The sequence below is a fragment of the Streptomyces sp. NBC_01116 genome (assembly GCF_041435495.1).
Classification (GTDB): Bacteria; Actinomycetota; Actinomycetes; order Streptomycetales; family Streptomycetaceae; genus Streptomyces.
The window spans coordinates 3732146-3747868 of record NZ_CP108644.1; the positions used below are offsets into that span (position 1 = coordinate 3732146).

General features: G+C 73.3%; 13 protein-coding genes. 7 read left to right on the plus strand and 6 right to left on the minus strand.

The features are described from left to right. Window positions 1-18 precede the first annotated feature (18 nt). Genes OG245_RS16185 through OG245_RS16205 form a run of 5 tightly spaced genes read left to right on the plus strand, consistent with a single transcriptional unit; the run spans window position 19 to window position 7331 of the window. Window positions 19-1650 (plus strand): PfaD family polyunsaturated fatty acid/polyketide biosynthesis protein, encoded by a 1632-nt coding sequence (locus tag OG245_RS16185; protein ID WP_371624239.1) that lies wholly within the window; start codon window positions 19-21, stop codon window positions 1648-1650. Beyond that, window positions 1647-3368, plus strand: coding sequence for an acyl-CoA dehydrogenase family protein (locus OG245_RS16190; protein WP_371624240.1), 1722 nt, complete (start codon window positions 1647-1649; stop codon window positions 3366-3368). The genes OG245_RS16185 and OG245_RS16190 overlap by 4 nt, the downstream gene beginning before the upstream one ends. After that, window positions 3355-5148 (plus strand): acyl-CoA dehydrogenase family protein, encoded by a 1794-nt coding sequence (locus OG245_RS16195; RefSeq protein ID WP_371624241.1) that lies wholly within the window; start codon window positions 3355-3357, stop codon window positions 5146-5148. The genes OG245_RS16190 and OG245_RS16195 overlap by 14 nt, the downstream gene beginning before the upstream one ends. Window positions 5149-5169: 21 nt before the next feature. Then, window positions 5170-6018: a 4'-phosphopantetheinyl transferase superfamily protein gene (locus OG245_RS16200; protein ID WP_371624242.1), complete on the plus strand. Its 849-nt coding sequence runs from the start codon at window positions 5170-5172 to the stop codon at window positions 6016-6018. 23 nt (window positions 6019-6041) lie between these two features. Beyond that, on the plus strand, window positions 6042-7331 hold the full coding sequence (locus tag OG245_RS16205) for an NAD(P)/FAD-dependent oxidoreductase (protein WP_371624243.1): 1290 nt from the start codon (window positions 6042-6044) through the stop codon (window positions 7329-7331). A gap of 89 nt (window positions 7332-7420) precedes the next feature. Here the strand turns inward: OG245_RS16205 and OG245_RS16210 are convergent, their stop codons facing one another. Together OG245_RS16210 and OG245_RS16215 are read right to left on the minus strand one after the other, a co-directional pair. Next, on the minus strand, window positions 7421-8374 hold the full coding sequence (locus OG245_RS16210) for a BTAD domain-containing putative transcriptional regulator (RefSeq protein WP_371624244.1): 954 nt from the start codon (window positions 8372-8374) through the stop codon (window positions 7421-7423). 252 nt (window positions 8375-8626) lie between these two features. Then, complete coding sequence (locus OG245_RS16215; RefSeq protein WP_371624245.1) at window positions 8627-9277, minus strand: MerR family transcriptional regulator; 651 nt, start codon at window positions 9275-9277, stop codon at window positions 8627-8629. 84 nt (window positions 9278-9361) lie between these two features. On the opposite strand from OG245_RS16215, the gene OG245_RS16220 reads away from it, so the two are divergent. Then, window positions 9362-9784 (plus strand): DUF3291 domain-containing protein, encoded by a 423-nt coding sequence (locus tag OG245_RS16220; protein ID WP_371624246.1) that lies wholly within the window; start codon window positions 9362-9364, stop codon window positions 9782-9784. A gap of 45 nt (window positions 9785-9829) precedes the next feature. Here the strand turns inward: OG245_RS16220 and OG245_RS16225 are convergent, their stop codons facing one another. Further along, window positions 9830-10360, minus strand: coding sequence for a hypothetical protein (locus tag OG245_RS16225; RefSeq protein WP_371624247.1), 531 nt, complete (start codon window positions 10358-10360; stop codon window positions 9830-9832). 44 nt (window positions 10361-10404) lie between these two features. Beyond that, window positions 10405-10761 (minus strand): SH3 domain-containing protein, encoded by a 357-nt coding sequence (locus OG245_RS16230; protein ID WP_371624248.1) that lies wholly within the window; start codon window positions 10759-10761, stop codon window positions 10405-10407. 132 nt (window positions 10762-10893) lie between these two features. Here OG245_RS16230 and OG245_RS16235 point away from each other — a divergent pair, with 132 nt between their 5' ends. Beyond that, the gene (locus OG245_RS16235) at window positions 10894-13071 is read left to right on the plus strand and encodes a protein kinase (protein WP_371627896.1); all 2178 of its coding nucleotides are present in this window, start codon (window positions 10894-10896) and stop codon (window positions 13069-13071) included. Between the two features lie 31 nt (window positions 13072-13102). On the opposite strand, the gene ilvD is transcribed toward OG245_RS16235, so the two are convergent. After that, window positions 13103-14953, minus strand: a complete 1851-nt coding sequence (ilvD, locus tag OG245_RS16240) for a dihydroxy-acid dehydratase (protein ID WP_056700346.1) — start codon at window positions 14951-14953, stop codon at window positions 13103-13105. Window positions 14954-15098: 145 nt separating this feature from the next. After that, complete coding sequence (locus tag OG245_RS16245) at window positions 15099-15716, minus strand: TetR family transcriptional regulator (RefSeq protein ID WP_371627897.1); 618 nt, start codon at window positions 15714-15716, stop codon at window positions 15099-15101. Window positions 15717-15723 lie beyond the last annotated feature (7 nt).

Genomic DNA, 15723 nt, shown 5'->3' on the forward strand with positions numbered 1-15723 from the left:
CCTAGGAGCTTCGTACCCATGCCCCTTCACGACACGCCTCTCCGGTGGTCCGGAGAGCGGTACCCCAGCACGGACGCGGCGGGGATCTACCACGCCCTCGCCGACCTCGACCAGCCCTGTTTCATCGTCGTCACCCCGCAGGGGATCGGAGCCGTCTCCGGCGGCTCGGCGGTCTCCGGCTCCGACACCACCGGATGGCCGCTGCTCGCCGCCGCCCAGCCGCTGCCGCCGCACCGGCTGGGGTCGGCCGCCTTCCTCGCGGCCCACGGGGTGCGCAGCCCGTACATGGCCGGCGCCATGGCGGGCGGCATCGCCTCGGCCGACCTGGTCGTCGCCCTCGCCCGGGAGGGGTTCCTCGCCTCCTACGGCGCGGCCGGGCTGCTGCCCGGGACGATCGAGAAGGCGCTCGGCAGGTTCGCCGTCGAGATCCCCGGTCTGCCGTACGCGGTCAACCTCATCCACAGCCCCAGTGAGGACCGGCTGGAGCGGGAGGCCGTGGAGCTCTTCCTGCGCCACGGCGTGCGCTGCGTCGAGGCGTCCGCCTATCTCAACCTCACCCCGCACGTGGTCCGCTACCGGCTGGCCGGACTCCGCCGGGGGCCGGACGGCTCCGTCGTGGCCGACAACCGGCTGATCGCCAAGATCTCCCGGACCGAGACCGCGGAACGGTTCATGCGGCCCGCGCCCGCGACCCTGGTGACCTCGCTGCTGGAGCAGGGGCTGATCACCCAGGAGCAGGCCGCGCTCGCCCACCACGTACCGCTGGCCGACGACATCACCGTCGAGGCCGACTCCGGCGGGCACACCGACCGCCGGCCGCTGCCCGCGCTGCTGCCGACGATCCTGCGGCTGCGCGACACGGTGCAGCGGGAGCACCGCTACACCGTGCCGATCCGGGTGGGCGCGGGCGGCGGGCTCGGCACCCCCGTCGCGGTCTCCGCCGCCTTCGCCATGGGGGCGGCGTACGTGGTGACCGGTTCGGTGAACCAGTCGTGCCTGGAGTCGGGCGCGTCCACGGCCTCCAAGGCGATGCTCGCGGAGGCGGGGATCGCCGACTGCGACATGGCCCCCGCGGCCGACATGTTCGAGATGGGGGTGGAGCTCCAGGTCCTGAAGAAGGGCACGCTCTTCCCGATGCGGGCCAAGAAGCTCTACCAGCTCTACCAGGCCCACGACAGCATCGAGGCGATCCCGGCCGCCGAACGCGCCAAGCTGGAGCAGCAGGTGTTCCGGCGTCCGCTGGAGGACGTCTGGCAGGAGTGCGTGGGCTACTTCGAGCGGCGCGACCCGGAGCAGCTCGCCCGCGCGGCGGGCAACCCCAAGCGGCGGATGGCGCTCGTCTTCCGGTGGTACCTGGGGATGTCCTCGCGCTGGGCGGTCACCGGCGACGCCGACCGGACGATGGACTACCAGGTCTGGTGCGGCCCGGCGATGGGCAGCTTCAACGACTGGGTGACCGGCAGCTATCTGAAGACGCCGGGCAACCGGCGCGTCGCCGACGTGGCCCACCACCTGATGCTGGGCGCGGCCTTCCACACCCGGCTCGCCCAGCTGCGCAGCGCCGGCGTGCGGATTCCGGCGGGCGTCGGCGACTACCGTCCCGTGCCGCTGGAGGCTCCGGCCGACGGCACCCCGGCGGGTCTGCGATGAGCGCGGCGCTGACTCCGGAGCGGCTGGAGGAACTGCTCGGCGACCCCGGCGACGACACCGGGCCGTACGGGTTCGCCGCGGCGGTCGCCCGCGACGAGCGGGACGCGTTCCCCACCGAGCTGTGCGAGGCGCTCGTCGGCGCCGGGTTCCACCTGGCCTACCTGCCCCCGGAGTGGGGCGGCACGTTCCGGTCGTTCGACCGCAGCCTCACCCTGGTGCGGTGCGCGGCCCGCCGGGACGTCAACATCATGCCGGGCACGATGTTCAGCATCATCGCCGCGACCTGCCTCCAGCTGCACGGCTCGCCCGCCCAGCGGGAGCGGGCGGCACAGATCCTGCGCGGCGGCGGCGCGGTGGCCTTCGCGCTCACCGAGGCGGAGCACGGCAGCGACCTGCTGGCGGGCGAGGTGCGGCTGTCCGACGGGGTGCTGGACGGCGAGAAGTGGATGGTCGGCCTCGGGATGCGCTGCGAGGCGGTCTACGTGGTCGCCCGCACCGGAGGCCGGGGACCGGCCGCCTTCTCGGCGGTGCTGCTGGACCTGGCGTCGGTGGAGCCCGGGCAGTTGGAGCGGGTTCCGGCCGTGCGCACCGGCGGGATGCGCGGCATCGATCTGGCCCGGATGCGCTTCACCGGGCTGCGGGTGCCCGAGGACGCGCTCGTCGGGAAGGCCGGCGAGGGTCTTGAGGCGGCGGTGAAGGCGCAGCAGGCGGTGCGGCTGATGAGCATGGCCGGCAGCCTCGGCATCGCCGACAGCGCGGTGCGCCTCGCCCTGGACTTCGCCTCCGCCCGCAGGGTCGGCCGCACCCTGGTCGCCGATTCCCCCCACCCCCGGCGCGAGCTGGCGGTCGCCTCGGCGGCCCTGCTGGCGGCGGACGCGGTGGCGACGGGCGCGGCCCGCGGGGTCCATGTGCTGCCCGAGGTGTTCAGCGTCTGGGCCCCGGTCGCCAAGCACGTGGTGGCGGAGTCCTGCGACGAGCTGATCCGCCGCTGCGGCACGGTCCTCGCGACCCGCTCGGTGCTGCGGGAGGGGGAGCGCGGTGCCGGGCTCTTCCAGAAGCTCCAGCGGGACTCGGGGGTGGTCCGGGTCATCGACTCCAGCACCCTGGCCAACCTGCGTTCGTACGCGGGCCAGCTGCCGACCCTGACGGCGGCCGGCTCCCCGTCGGACGACCGGGCGCTGGCCACGGTCTTCGGGCTCGGCACGGACCTTCCGGCGTACGAGCCGTCCCGGCTCGACATGTTCGCCCGGGGCTCCGACCCGGTCCTCGCCCGGCTCCGGGCCGTGCTCGCGGAGGTGACCGGGAGCGTCGCCGAGGAGGACGAGGTGACGGGTGGGCTGCTGCGCGGCCTGGCCACCGCCGCCGAAGGGCTCGGGGAGCTGACGCGCGCCGCCCAGCGGCCGGGCGCCGACCCCAACGCCCTGGTGGACGCGGCCGAACGGTACGCGTGGCTGCACGCCGCCGCCGTCTGCGTCCACCTGTGGCACGCCAACCAGGACCGCTCGCTGTACGGCACGAAGCCCGGTTCCACGGGCTGGCTGGGCGCCGTGCTCGGCTATCTGCTCGCCCGCGCCGACGGCGTGGACCCCCGGCGTCACGGCGCCGCCCTGCTCCCCGCCCTGGACGCCGTCGCGGCGCTGCGGGAGTCCGGACAGCTCTTCTCCGCCCTGCCCGTCACGCTGGCGCCGACCCGACAGGAGCCCCATGTCCAAGGCTGATCTCACCGCACTGGCGGCGGAGTTGGAGGAGTATCTCGGCGACCCGTCCGACGACGGCAGCCGGATGTCCTTCCGCCGGATCCTGGACCACGACGAGCACGAGGAGTATCCCTTCGGCTTCGTCGGCCAGTTGCGCCGCTGGGGCGCGCACGAGCACTCCCTGCCCGCGGAACAGGGCGGCCGGGCGGGCAATGTGGAGACCGGCTTCAACCTGATGCGCCTGGTCGCCCGCCGGGACTGCACGACCGCCACCTGCCTGGTGATCACCAACCTCAGCTTCATGCCGCTGTGGATCGCGGGCACCGAGGAGCAGAAGAGTTCCGCCATCGCCGCGATGAAGCGGGGCGGCGGCCTGTCCTGGGGGCTGTCCGAGCGCGACCACGGCAGCGATCTGATCGCCAACGAGATGGCCGCCGTCAAGGTCGAGGGCGGCTACGAGCTGACCGGCGAGAAGTGGCTGATCGGCAACGCCACGGTCGCCGACACGATGCTCGTGTACGCCCGGACCGGCAGCCGCAACGGGCCCGGCGCGTACTCCATCTTCATCGTCGACAAGTGGCGGCTGGCGGCCGGGACCGTCGAGGAACTGCCGAGCGAGAAGCTGCACGGGCTGCGGGCCCTCGACCTCGGCGGGCTGCGCCTGGACCGCGCCTTCGTCCCGGACAGCGCGCTGCTCGGGGCCGAGGGCCAGGGGCTGGAGATCGCGCTCAAGGCCACGCAGGTGGCGCGCAGCGTGATCGGCAGCCTGCCGCTCTCGGCGGTCGACACCGGACTGCGGCTGACCCTGGACTTCACCGAGGGGCGGGTGATCTTCGGCACCACGGTCAGCGACGTGCCCTACAGCCGCCGGCAGCTGACCGAGGTGTTCGCCGACCTGATGATCGCCGACGCCATGAGCCTGGGGGCGGTGCGCTGCCTCCAGGCGGCGCCGGAGCAGATCAGCGTGTGGTCGTCGGCGGTGAAGTACCTCGTGCCGACCCTGCTGGAGAAGAGCATGTCCCAGCTGAACACGGTCCTCGGGGCACGGTTCTTCCTCCGCGACCACCCGCACTACGGCCCGTACCAGAAGATGCTGCGCGACCTGCTGGTCGCCAACATCGCCGACGGCAACACCGTGGTGAACCTCCGCAACCTCGGCCAGCAGCTCGACGGGCTGCTGAACAACGTCCGCGACGCCTCGGCCGAGGCCCGCGCGGCGGCCTCCGAACGCGCCGCCGTGCTCTTCGGCATGGACCGGGAGCTTCCCCGTTACGAGCCGTGGAAGCAGGAGCTGTTCAGCCGGGGCGCGGACGACGCGCTGCTGGCCGGGCCCGACGGCGTGCGCCGGCTGCGGGAGATCGCCGCGGCGGCCGGGGACGCCGAACGGGAGCGGCTGGAGCGGGCGGCCGACGCGGCCGAGGAACTGCTGGGCCGGACGGCGGCGCTGTCCGACCGGGCCGCCGCGCTCAAGACGCGGCTCGGGCGGGCCTACGGGCACTCGGCGGAGCTGTTCGAACTGTCCAAGGAGTACTGCCTGTTGCACGCGGCCGCGGCCTGCGTCCTCACCTTCGTCCACGCGCACGGGGTGTCCGAGGCCCCGCTGCCGAGCGGCGCGCTGCTGCTGCTGATGCTGGAGCGGCTGCGCCGCCACGTCCACCCGGTCGAGCAGATCACCGATCAGTCCGACATCGACGAGGTGATGGCGGTGCTGCGCGGGCTGCACCAGGAGGACAGGCTCTTCTCGCACTGGCAGTTCGCCCTCGCCAAGCGGTCCGGCGTCCCCGCCGCCGCCCGCCGCTGAGTATCCGAGAGGGCACGGCCCATGCCGTCCGACCCGACCTTCCTGTGGCTGCTGCCCGAGCACGCGGTGGACCGCTTCGCCGCCGCGCTCGGCGGTACCCGGCTGCTCACCGCGCGGGAGCGGGCGGCTCTCGGCCGACGGCTGACCCCGGGAGCCGCGCGACGCTATCTGGGGGCGCGGCTGCTGTGCCGTTACGCCCTCAGCGCGCGGGTGCCCCGGCCCCTGGAGCACTGGCGCTTCACGACCGGCGCGTACGGGCGGCCGGAGCTCCTCGCGGACGGTGAGGGGCTGCGGTTCAACCTCTCGCACACCGAGGGGCTGATCGCCTGCGTCGTCACCCGGGGGCGGGGGTGCGGGGTCGACGCGGGCCCCGATCCCGCGCCCGCCGGGCTGGTGTCGTGGCTGGAGCCCCGGCTCGCCCCCGCCGAGCGGGCCGAGCTGGCCGCTTCGTCCCCCGGCACGCGGAACACCGTCGCCGGGGAGCTGTGGGTGCTCAAGGAGGCGTACCTGAAGGCCCTGGGCACCGGGCTGACCCGGGACCTGGGCGGTTTCGCGTTCGGCCCGCGCGGAGGCGGCCCGATCCGCGTGCACGACCACGAGCACGGCCTTGACCACGACCATGACCACGACCTCGGCCTCGGCCTCGGCCCCGACCACGGCTACGACCGGGGCCGGCCGCGCGACACCGCGTCCCGCTGGTGGTTCGACCTGCTCCGCCCCGCACCCGGCCACCTCGTGGCCGTGGCCGCCGAGGACGGCCGCCCGCGGGACCTCCGCCGTATCGACCTGGCCCCCCTCCGACCCCTGGACCTCCCGCACGCGGGCCCCTCGCCCCTGGACCTCTCGCACGCGGACCTCTCGTCCGTCTGAGACCGACCACGAAGGACACTTCCATGTCACAGCCCACCCGCCCCCGCGTGGCCATCGTCGGAGCCGGTGTCGCCGGACTCTCGGCCGCGTACCACCTGCGCGACCGCGCCCGGATCACGATCTTCGAGCGGGAGGACCGCCTGGGCGGTCACGCCAACACGGTCGAGGTCGAGGAGAACGGCCGCACCCTCGGCATCGACACCGCCTTCGTCGTGTTCAACCGCCCCGCCTACACCAACCTCTGCGAGTTCTTCGAGGAGCTGGGCGTCGACACGGTCGAGCACCGCGGCGCCTTCAACTTCTTCGACCTGGACAGCGGCCTGGAGTACGGGACCAAGGAGCTGGACATGAGCGAGGAGGAGGTGTCCGCCCGCTACTCCGAGGAGTTCCTGACGATCTGGCGGGAGGCGCGGCGCTTCCACACCGAGGGGCGCAAGGACTTCGTCCGCAAGAAGGCCGACATCCCCCTCGGCGAGTACCTGGACCGGGGCGGCTACAGCCAGGCGTTCCGCCACTCGTACGTGATCCTGCTGTGCTCGGCGGTCTGGTCGATCCCCGCCGAGCTGATCTGGCAGATGCCCGCCAGCACCGCCATCGCGTTCTTCATGGGGCACGACGAGGGCGGGCTCGGCGGACGCGAGGTGGACTGGCGGACGGTCGGGGGCGGTTCCATCTCCTACGTGCGCAAGGCGCTGGCCGCGATCGGCCCGGAGATCCGGTCCGGGGAGCCGGTGACCGCGATCCACCAGGACGGTGACGGAGCCACCGTGACCACCGCGAACGGGTCCGATCGGTTCGACTACGTGGTCGTCGGCGCGCACGCCGACGAGGCCCTCGCGCTGCTGGACAACCCCACCGAGCGGCAGACCGCGGTGCTCTCCACGGTGGCGTACAACGGCTCGTCGGTCATCCTGCACACCGACCCGTCCGTGGTGCCGGCCGACCGGGAGCGCTGGGAGGCGTGGAACTACGGCAAGGTCGAGGTCGACGGAGAGCCGAGGACCTATGTGGCCTACTACATGAACAAGCTGCACGGGTTCACCGCCGAGAAGGACTACTTCGTCACCCTCGACTACCCGGGCGAGGTGGACCCGGCGACCGTCATCGCCGAATTCCCCTACACCCACCCCATCATCGACGTGGCGGTCCGCGACCTCCAGAAGGACATCTACGACGTCAATGACGGAACCCGCGTGAAGCTGTGCGGTTCCTATTTCCACGCCAAGCGCCACGGCGTGGACCAGATAGGTTCGCACGAGGCCGGATACTCCTCCGGAATGGACGTCGCGGCCCGGATCATCGGCGAACTCTGACCGTCCGGCGCAATCCGGCCGGTCGCACGGAAAAGCGTCCCGGAGAATCCTCCAAGGATTCTCCGGGACGCTTTTCCGTGCTCCTGCCCTCACACTCCGCCGGTGTGCAGCTCCCGGCCGCTGAGGAGGTCGGTCAGGAACCCGAGGGCCGAGCGTTCCGCGGGCCCGTCCGGCCGCTCGACGTGCCGGACCACGAACCGGTGGGGCCGGGCCCCGTCACGGCCGGCCGGCGACCGGGGCGGCGGGAACGCGACCGGTGCCCGCGCCCCCGCGCCCGCGGCGGACAGCTCGGGGGACTGCGTGCCGATCTGTTCGAGGCGGGCCCGCAGCAGCGGGGTGTGCCCGTGGGCCGCGGTGAGCCGCTGCCGGGCCTCGGTGTAGACGCCGATGGCCTCCCCGCCCCGGCCCGAGCGGCACAGGGCCAGCATCAGCTGGTCGTGGAAGCGCTCGCACAGCGGGTGGGCGACGGTGGCTTCCCGCAGCTCGGACAGGACGTCCGGGTGCCGCCCGGAGCGCAGGGCCGCGTCGAAGAGGAGCTCCAGCGCCTGCCGTCGCACGTCCTGGAGCCGTTCGGCCAGGGTCGCGCCGAGGGGCCCGTGCGGGCCTCCGCCGTCCAGGACGGGCCCGCGCCACAGCGCGAGGGCCTCGCGCAGGATCGCGTACGCCTCCTCGGGAGCCGTCCGGCACCGGCCCCGGGCCCGGGTGACGGCGAGGCAGAACCGCCCGCTGTCGGTCTCGGTCGCGGAGACCCGCAGCATGAGTCCGTCGGTCCCGGTGACCAGGCGCGCCCGGCCGCCCCTCGCCCCCTCCGCGCCCGCCAGGGTCTTCCGCAGCCCCGAGGCATGGGTGCTGAGGGCGCTGCGCGCCTGTCTCGGCGGGCGTCCGGCCCACACCTCGCGCATCAGCTCCTCCCTCGGGACGAAGGAATTCGGCCGTGCGATCAGCGCTCCGAGCAGCCTTTTCTGTTTGGGGCTGGTCAGCGGTGTCCGAAGGCGGCGCTCCTCATCGAAAAGATCGGGCGGGCCCAGAATCCTGAACTGCATACCCATGCCTCCCCACATGCGGTGAATGATGTCCGCCGTGTGCATTCACACGCGAGAAGACCATTTCCGCGCACAGGGAGACGTGAGGGATGACCACTCACTTCGTCCCGGGCCCGCGCGACCCGTTCCCCGGAAAGCGGAGGGGATCGCGGAGGGGAGGTGAGTACCGGCCACTCAGGCGCCGGGCTCCGCCGCCGTGCTGCCATGGAGGGCCGGACGCCGCACGGCTGCCCGGAGCCCACCGCCGGGGCGTCAGCTGCGGTGGCGGACCGTCGACTCGGCCTCCTGCGCGAGCCGGCGCAGGGCCAACAGCGCGGGCTCCAGCAGAACGGTCAGCAGCACGGCGCGCTCCGCCTTCTCCAGCGGGTCGTCCGGCCCCTGGAGCTGGTCCAGGTCGAGCGTCGCCGTCTGCTCGGCCAGGGCCGCGTAGGGCAGCAGCGCGCGCCAGCCGTAGTCCATACCGAGGGAGTTGAGCGTATGCAGGGTCTGGGTGATGGTCTCCCGGGCGGGGTTGTGCTCGGAGACGGTCCATCCCATCTCCGCGATCAGCGCGTCGACCTCGCGGACGCCACCGTCCGTCGCGTCGCCCGCCGCGCCATCGGCCGCCCCGTCCGCCGCGCCCTCCTCGGCGGGCGGCCGGATGCCGAAGACCAGGCCCAGCAGCTCGTGCGTGTCGGCCTCGCCCTCGTTGACGACGTCGAGGACGTCCTTGGCCGCGCTCACGGTCAGCCCCCGCACGCCTGTGAGAGCCCGGATCAGCCGCAGCCGGCGCACATGGACCTCGCCGTACTCCGCCTGGGTCGCGGCTGTGGCGCGCCCCGGCGGCAGGAGCCCTTCCCGCAGGTAGTACTTGATCGTCGCGGTGGCCACACCGCTGCGGCGGCTCAGCTCAGAAATTCTCACGCGGACTCAGCTCCCACTGGCGATTAGGCAGTGCCACTGTCTAATATAGATACTGCCACTCACCAACTGTGATGCGAGGATACCGTGCCGACTCTTCCCTGGACGACGCCGAACCCGGCCCGGCCCGACACCACCGCCTTCGTGATGGCTTCACGCCTGGAGGTGAAGTCCGGCAAGCACACCCCGCGGTTCTTCCTGAAGTCGCTCTCCGCCTGGGGCCAGGTGCGCAAGGCGCCGGGAGCCCTCGGAGCCTCCCTGGAGGCCCAGCTGCTGAAGGGCGTCTTCTACACGCTCTCCGCCTGGGAGGACAAGGACGCGCTCTACACCTACGCGCGGACGGAGCCCCACAAGAGCGTCATGACCGGACTGCGCTCCGTGATGGGCGCGTCGACGTTCACCTTCTGGGAGGTGCCGGTGTCCCAGCTGCCGATCACCTGGGAGGACGCCAAGCGGCGCATCGAGGCGCAGGAGCGCGAGGACGCGGCACAGGGCGGCCAGGGCCGCTGACCCAAGAACCCCGGTCCAGGGCCTCCCCCGTCCCTGGACCGGACCTCAGCCCCGCTTCTGCCGCTTGCGGCCGGAGGCCCTGCGGGCCGCCGGGTTGCCGGTGCGGGTCGAGCGGCGCTTCTCGAACTGGGCACGGGCCGTCTCGTACTCGGTGCGGCGCAGCTTCTCGCCCGGGGCCTCGGTGAGCGAGCGGACGAAGTAGGCGAGGAGCGAGCCGATGAAGCCGATCGACTTCAGTCCGCGCAGGGATTCCTCGCGGGCCGGGTCCTTCGGGCGGGCGCCGAAGCCCTCCCAGGTCTTCCGGAACGCGATGGCGCTGCAGATGGAGAACATGCCGATCACCAGCATCCCGACGAGACCGCCGACCTCCGCGATCTCCAGCCCCTCGTAGGCGAAGCGCAGGAGGAAGCAGGCGGCCACGGCCGCGGCCAGCGATCCGACGGCGACGCCGACGCGCCGGAGGCCGTAACCGCCGTCGTGGTCGACCCAGGTCGTGCCGAAGAAGCGGATGGGCTCGGGCCGCGGGCCCGGGGCCGTGGCGGGCGGGGTGCCGGGGGCTGCGCTGTTCTCGCTCACGAGGTCGATTATCCCCGCTGCCCCCGGGTGCCCGGGCGATGCCGTCAGTCGCAGCGCGGTGCGATGTAGCCGTCACGCCCCGTGTAGACGTAGACGTCCGCGACGAACTGGCCGTTGGCGATGTTGTCCCAGAGGTTCGACGTGCCGTAGGGGCCGGTGACCGTCTCCCCCGGCTTCTGGCAGTAGATCGGGATCTTCTGTCCGAGCGGCATGGTCCGGACGATGCGGTAGCTGGTGCCGGGTCCGGTGCGGACGTTGACCCGGTAGCCCGGGGCGATCGGGTAGCGGGTGCCGGAGGCGGTGGTCTCCACCTTCAGCCCGGTCTCCGCCGCGGCCGTCGCCCCTGCCGCCCCGTCCGCCTCGTCGCGTGTGGGCTCTGCGGTCTGCTCTTCAACACCCATGTGGGTCTCCCCCGTTGAGAATCGCGTACGCGAGGCGCGTACGACGCGCAGGCTAGCAAGCTCCGTGCCTCGCGCACGCACCATCGACTAGGCTCCGTGCGTCGCATGCGCACGAACACACGGGGGTGGGCGATGCCGCCGCTGCGAGAGCCCGGAGCACATCCGGAAGCGGAGTTCCCGCGTTACGCCGGCGCCTACCGCCTCGAAGCCCGTCTCGGCTCGGGCGGCATGGGTGTCGTGCATCTGGCGCGCTCGGCCTCGGGGATGCAGCTCGCGGTGAAGGTGGTGCACGCGCCGTACGCGGCGGATCCCGAGTTCCGGGCGCGGTTCCGGCAGGAGGTGGCGGCCGCGCGGCGGGTGAGCGGGGCCTTCACCGCGCCCGTCGTCGACGCCGATCCGGAGGCCGGCCGGCCCTGGATGGCCACCCTCTACGTTCCCGGGCCCACGCTCGCCGAGCAGGTGAGGCGGAGCGGCCCGATGGCCCCCGCCGAGCTGCGCAGGCTGACCGCGGGGCTCGCCGAGGCGCTGCGGGACATCCACCGGGCGGGCGTGATCCACCGCGATCTGAAGCCGAGCAACGTGCTGCTGACCGACGGTGGCCCCAAGGTCATCGACTTCGGGATCTCCCGGCCGTACGACAGCGATCTGCGCACCGAGACGGGCAAGCTGATCGGCTCGCCGCCCTACATGGCGCCCGAGCAGTTCCAGCGGCCGCGCGAGGTCGGGCCGCCTGCCGACGTGTTCGCGCTGGGGGCCGTGATCGTCCACGCGGCGACGGGCCGGGGGCCGTTCGACTCGGACAGCCCGTACATCGTGGCGTACCAGGTGGTGCACGACCAGCCGGACCTCGGCGGGGTGCCGGAGGAGCTCGCGCCCCTGGTCGCCCGGTGCCTGGCGAAGGACCCGGCCGAGCGGCCCACCCCGGGCGAGGTGATGGAGGCGCTGCTGCCCCCGTCGTACGAGGCCGACGCGTTCATACCGGCGCAGCGGCGCCGGGCGGTGGTCGCGGCGGCGGTGCCGTCGCCGAAGGAGCGGGACGGTTCGGAGGCGGACACGCATGTGGGCGCCGCGCCCGTGGCCCGGCGCCGACGGCTGCCGCGCGTCCGGCTGGTCGTGGCGGCGGCGCTGCTCCTGCTGGTGACGGGGGCGGGCGCCGGGGCGTACGCCGTGTGGGGCGGCGGGGTTACGGACCCGAGCCGCCCGGAGCCGGAACGCGCGGGCGCCGGGGGCGGTGGGGGCGACGACGCCGTCACCCCGTGGCGTACGGCGTTGCGGGCCCCCGGCAGCTCCACGCCCGTCTGTTCCACCGCCGGGTCGGGAGGGGCGCTGTACTGCTCGGCGGCCGGGGCCGGTACGGCCAGGATCGATCCGGCGGACGGGAGCGTGCTGTGGTCGGCCCGGACCTCCTCCTCGCGGACCACCGCCCACGCCCCGATCGTCTCGGGCGGGGTCGTGCTGTCCGCGGGCCCGGACGGGGAGCTGCGCGCGTTCGACCCGGTGAAGGGCACCGCCGTCCGGGACACCGCGCTGTCCGCGAGCCCCGGCGGCGCGTTCCCGGCGGGCGACACCCTGCTGACCGTGGCGGACGACGGCACGGTGACGGCGCTGGACGGGGCGAGCGGGACGACCCGCTGGGCGGGGTCGCCGGCGGGCCACACCCGGCCCGACTTCGCCCTGTACGACGGGGCTTCCGGGCTCGCCTACGCCTTCGAGCAGACGTCCTCCGGCGCGTCGACGCTGGTCACGGCGGTGGACGCCGCGAGCGGCCGGACCTCCTGGCAGCGGAGGCTGGACGGGGCCCTCACCCCGGTCGGCACGGCGGGGGCCGGGGAGCTGGTGCTGACGGCGATGAACGGGAACTCGGACGTCACCGAGCTGGTCCGGTACGCGCCCGGGACCGGCCGGTCGGCCCGGGTCCCGCTGCCCTTCGCCCTGGACGGGCCGCAGGTGGCCATGGCCGGGGACGTCGCGTACCTGCTGGCGCGGGGCGGGTCGCTGCTCGCGTTCGACACCGCGGCGGGCGGTGCCGAGGCCGAGCTGTGGCGGCTGGAGACCGGGGTCGGGCGGGCCTCCGCCCCGGTGCTCGGGGAGGGCGGGCACCTGTACTTCTCCGCCGCGGACGGGCGGCTGCTGGCCGTCGACACGGACCGGGGTGCGCTGGTGGGGCAGACCCGGACCCGGATGAGCGGCGGGAAGCTCGCCTACGCCTCCGACCTGCCCGCCCCGGTCACGGCGGGGCGGACGGTCGTGGGGACGGCGCCGGACGGGTCGGTCTTCGCGGTGGACGGGGCGGACCCGGGCGCCTGGTGAGGGCCCGGGGCTCCGCCCCCGGATACCGGCGTCAGCCCAGCTTCGAGACGTCCCGGACCGCGCCGCGGTCCGCGCTCGTCGCCATCGCCGCGTAGGCGCGCAGTGCGGCCGAGACCTTGCGGTCGCGGTTCTTCGGCGCGTACACGCCGTTGAGCGCCTCGCGGCGGGTGGCCAGCTCGGCGTCGTCGACGAGCAGTTCGATGGAGCGGTTCGGGATGTCGATCCGGATCCGGTCACCGTCCTCGACGAGCGCGATGGTGCCGCCGGAGGCCGCCTCGGGCGAGGCGTGGCCGATGGAGAGGCCCGACGTGCCGCCGGAGAAGCGGCCGTCGGTGACCAGCGCGCAGACCTTGCCCAGGCCCCGGCCCTTGAGGAAGGAGGTGGGGTAGAGCATCTCCTGCATGCCGGGGCCGCCGCGCGGGCCCTCGTAACGGATGACGACGACGTCGCCCGGCTCGATCTCCTTGCGGAGGATCTTGTCGACGGCCTCGTCCTGCGACTCGCAGACGACGGCCGGGCCCTCGAAGGTCCAGATCGACTCGTCGACGCCGGCGGTCTTCACGACGCACCCGTCCACGGCAAGGTTGCCCTTGAGGACGGCGAGGCCGCCGTCCTTGGAGTAGGCGTGCTCGACGTCGCGGATGCAGCCGCCCGCCGCGTCCAGGTCGAGGGTGTCCCACCGCTCGGACTGCGAGAAGGCGGTCGCGGAGCGGACGCAGCCGGGGGCGGCGTGCCACAGCTCGACGGCCTCGGGGGACGGGGAGCCGCCGCGGACGTCCCAGTTCTTCAGCCACTCGGCCAGGGTGTCGGAGTGCACCGCGTGCACGTCCTCGTTGAGCAGACCGCCGCGGTGCAGCTCGCCGATGAGGGCGGGGATGCCGCCGGCCCGGTGGACGTCCTCCATGTAGTACGTGCCGCCGGGGGCGACGTTCGGGGCGACCTTGGAGAGGCAGGGGACCCGGCGCGAGACCTCGTTGATGTCGTCGAGGCCGTACGCCAGCTCCGCTTCCTCGGCGGCGGCCAGCAGGTGCAGGATCGTGTTGGTCGAGCCGCCCATGGCGATGTCCAGCGCCATCGCGTTGTCGAACGCGGCGCGGGTGCCGATGGCGCGCGGCAGGACGGTCTCGTCGTCCTGCTCGTAGTAGCGCTTGGTGATCTCGACGACCGTGCGGCCGGCGTCCTCGTACAGCGCCCGGCGGGCGGTGTGCGTGGCGAGGACGGAGCCGTTGCCCGGGAGGGAGAGGCCGAGGACCTCGGTCAGGCAGTTCATCGAGTTGGCGGTGAACATGCCGGAACAGCTGCCGCAGGTGGGGCAGGCGTTCTCCTCGATGCGGAGCATGTCCTCGTCGGAGACGGACTCGTCGACCGCGTCGCTGATCGCGTTGACCAGGTCGAGTTTTCGGACCGTGCCGTCGACGAGGGTGGCCTTGCCGGCCTCCATCGGGCCGCCGGAGACGAAGACGGTCGGGATGTTGAGGCGCATGGCGGCCATCAGCATGCCCGGGGTGATCTTGTCGCAGTTGGAGATGCAGATCAGCGCGTCCGCGCAGTGCGCCTCGACCATGTACTCCACGGAGTCGGCGATCAGGTCGCGGGAGGGCAGGCTGTAGAGCATGCCGCCGTGGCCCATCGCGATGCCGTCGTCCACGGCGATGGTGTTGAACTCGCGCGGGACCGCGCCCGCCGCCAGGATCGCCTCGGAGACGATCCGGCCGACCGGGGCGAGGTGGGTGTGGCCGGGGACGAACTCGGTGAACGAGTTGGCGACCGCGATGATCGGCTTGCCGATGTCCGCGCTCGCTACGCCCGACGCGCGCATAAGGGCGCGCGCGCCCGCCATGTTGCGTCCGTGGGTGACCGTGCGGGACCTCAGCTGCGGCATTGTCGCTCGCTCCTTCGGCAGGGGGACTGCCTACGACAGTTGAAGAGAAGACTGCCTTCGAGCGTACGCCCCGGATCCAAGATCTGGACAGCCCGTCCGGAATGCGGGACGCGACGACCGGTGGGTGGTCGGCCCCCGCCGGGGTTCAGCGCTCGCCCAAGTATCGCTGGAGCGTGGGGGCGACCATCGCCACGATGTCCTCCGGGTCGGCGGAGGCGAGCGGCTCGGCGCGGATCATGTACCGGAGCGTCGCGATGCCGATCATGTGCGAGGCGGCCAGCTCGGCGCGGAACGTCGCGTCCGGAACGTCCAGTTCCGCCGCGATCCGCTCCAGCAGCCGCCGCAGGACGAACTCGCGCAGCACCTTCGCCGCCGCCTCGTGGGTCAGCGCGGAGCGCAGGATCGCCAGCAGGGGGGAGCGGGTGGCCGGGTCCTCCCACACCGAGAGGAAGAAGCGCGCCAGCCGCTCCCCCAGCCCCTCCGGCGGGCCGCCGAGCACGGTGTGGACGACCAGGGCCGGTTCGAAGGTGACCTCGACGGCGGCGGCGAAGACCTCGTCCTTGGTGCCGAAGTAGTGGTGCACGAGGGCCGCGTCGACCCCGGCGGCCCTGGCGATGCCCCGGATCGACGTCCTGTCGTAGCCGCGTTCGGCGAACTCCGTACGGGCCGCCTCCAGGATGCGCGTACGGGCGTCGGGGCCCTCGGCCGCGGCCTTGCGGGAGGGGCGGCCCCGGCGGCGCGGGGCGGAAGCGTCCTCGGTCACGGGCGGG

Excerpts from the sequence above, each read along its gene's own strand:
- ilvD (WP_056700346.1), bottom strand. The coding sequence starts at position 14,953 with ATGCCGCAGCTGAGGTCCCGCACGGTCACCCACGGACGCAACATGGCG.
- OG245_RS16200 (WP_371624242.1), top strand. The coding sequence starts at position 5,170 with ATGCCGTCCGACCCGACCTTCCTGTGGCTGCTGCCCGAGCACGCGGTG.
- OG245_RS16190 (WP_371624240.1), top strand. The coding sequence starts at position 1,647 with ATGAGCGCGGCGCTGACTCCGGAGCGGCTGGAGGAACTGCTCGGCGAC.
- OG245_RS16205 (WP_371624243.1), top strand. The coding sequence starts at position 6,042 with ATGTCACAGCCCACCCGCCCCCGCGTGGCCATCGTCGGAGCCGGTGTC.
- OG245_RS16210 (WP_371624244.1), bottom strand. The coding sequence starts at position 8,374 with ATGCAGTTCAGGATTCTGGGCCCGCCCGATCTTTTCGATGAGGAGCGC.
- OG245_RS16235 (WP_371627896.1), top strand. The coding sequence starts at position 10,894 with ATGCCGCCGCTGCGAGAGCCCGGAGCACATCCGGAAGCGGAGTTCCCG.
- OG245_RS16195 (WP_371624241.1), top strand. The coding sequence starts at position 3,355 with ATGTCCAAGGCTGATCTCACCGCACTGGCGGCGGAGTTGGAGGAGTAT.
- OG245_RS16230 (WP_371624248.1), bottom strand. The coding sequence starts at position 10,761 with ATGGGTGTTGAAGAGCAGACCGCAGAGCCCACACGCGACGAGGCGGAC.
- OG245_RS16185 (WP_371624239.1), top strand. The coding sequence starts at position 19 with ATGCCCCTTCACGACACGCCTCTCCGGTGGTCCGGAGAGCGGTACCCC.